Annotated in this window: 1 protein-coding gene; it reads right to left on the bottom strand. The window is 67.3% G+C overall.

The features are described from left to right. Nucleotides 1–329: 329 nt before the first annotated feature. The coding region (locus tag ABW22_RS12300; protein ID WP_082708791.1) for a copper-translocating P-type ATPase at nt 330–1,831 on the bottom strand (1,502 nt) is incomplete at its 5' end.

The raw sequence follows: 1,831 nt of genomic DNA, 5'->3' as shown, positions 1-1,831 counted from the left end.
AGGTTTCCGCCCGCGCGGGGCCACGACCGATGCAACGCCACGTCCAGAATTCGATCCCCACATTGCGCTTCCGCCTCGCAGCTGCCATCGCAAAAGGCTTGCTGCAATGTCCATGCTGCGGGAGATCAGCAAATCAGGTCATGAATGTTTAATAACACAGTAGAACTAAGGAAACGCTGATTAATTCCGTCATTGCGAGGAGCGCAGCGACGCGGCAATCCAGAAATGCCTGCTTAATCAATGCGCTGGATTGCCGCGCTTCGCTCGCAATGACGGTTATATCGAATTAATCAGTGTTTCCCTAAAAGTTCAAGTAGCTTTGCCGGCGTTCATTCGACGCGGCGCGCCGGCCGCCAGCGCTTGAGAGTGAGCGCGTTCGTCACCACGCTGACGCTGGAGAATGCCATCGCCGCACCGGCGATCACCGGGCTCAGGAAGCCTGCCGCCGCCAGCGGAATCCCGACCACGTTGTAGATAAACGCCCAGAACAGGTTCTGCCGGATCTTGGCGTAGGTGCGTTTGGAGATGTCGATGGCGTCGGCCACCAGCGCCGGATCGCCGCGCATCAGGGTGATGCCGGCGGTGTGCATGGCGACGTCGCTGCCGGAGGACATGGCAATGCCGACGTCGGCGGCGGCGAGTGCAGGGGCATCGTTGATGCCGTCACCGACCATCGCCACCGTCTTGCCGTCGGTCTTGAGTTGCCCCACCTGTGCGGCCTTGTCCGCCGGCAGCACTTCGGCCAGCACGCGGTCGATGCCGAGCGCCGTGGCCGCCGCCTGCGCGGCGCCGCGGTTGTCGCCGGTGAGCATGATGGTGGCGATGCCCCGCGCCTTGAGGTTCGCCACCCCGGCGGCCGCGGTGGATTTGACCGCATCGCCGAACGCCAGCAGACCCAGCGCGCGGCGGTCGCTGGCGCGCGCCAGCCACGACACGCTGCGGCCCGCGGCTTCCTGTTCCGCCGCGACGGTATCGAGCGCAGCGGTGTCGACACCGTTCTCAGCCATCAGCCGGCGATTGCCCAGCCAATAGGTTTCACCCGCCGCCTCGCCGGAAATGCCGCGCCCCGGCAGCGCCTGCTGCGCCCGCGCGGGCCGCGGCGTGACGGCAGCGGTTACCGCCTCGGCCAGCACCGCGCGCGCCAGCGAATGCTCGCTGCCGGCCTGCAGGCCGGCAGCAATCGACAGGATTTCATTGCGGTCGTGGCCGCCCGCCGCCGCGCAGGCGGCCACATGCGGCGTGCCGTCAGTGAGCGTGCCGGTCTTGTCGAACACCACCGTGCTGATCTTGTGCGCCAGTTCCAGCGCTTCGGCGTCCTTGATCAGGATGCCGTGACGCGCGGCGACGCCGGTGCCCACCATGATCGCGGTGGGAGTGGCGAGGCCGAGCGCGCACGGGCAGGCGATTACCAGCACGGCCACTGCATTGAGGATGGCAGCTTCGGCGTTGCCGCCGAGCGCCCACCAGGCGATGAAGGTCACCAGCGCGATCCCCATCACCACCGGCACGAACACCGCGCTCACCTTGTCCACCAGCCTTTGAATCGGCGCCTTGGCGGCCTGCGCGTTTTCCACCAGGCGGATGATGCGCGCCAGCGTGGACTCGGCGCCCACTGCCGTGGTGCGCGCGACCAGCACGCCGTGCGCATTGATGGCGCCGCCGGTGACCGTGTCGCCCGGCTGCTTGTCGACCGGCAGCGATTCGCCGGTGAGCAGCGATTCGTCAATCTGGCTCGCGCCTTCCTCGATCACGCCGTCCACCGGCACCCGCTCGCCGGGGCGGATCACCACCCGATCGCCGACGCGGATGGCGTCGATCGGCAGGTCGCGGT

It is taken from the genome of Thiobacillus denitrificans (assembly GCF_001530125.1).
GTDB lineage: Bacteria > Pseudomonadota > Gammaproteobacteria > Burkholderiales > Thiobacillaceae > Thiobacillus > Thiobacillus denitrificans_C.
This window is presented reverse-complemented; position numbering and strand designations above follow the sequence as displayed.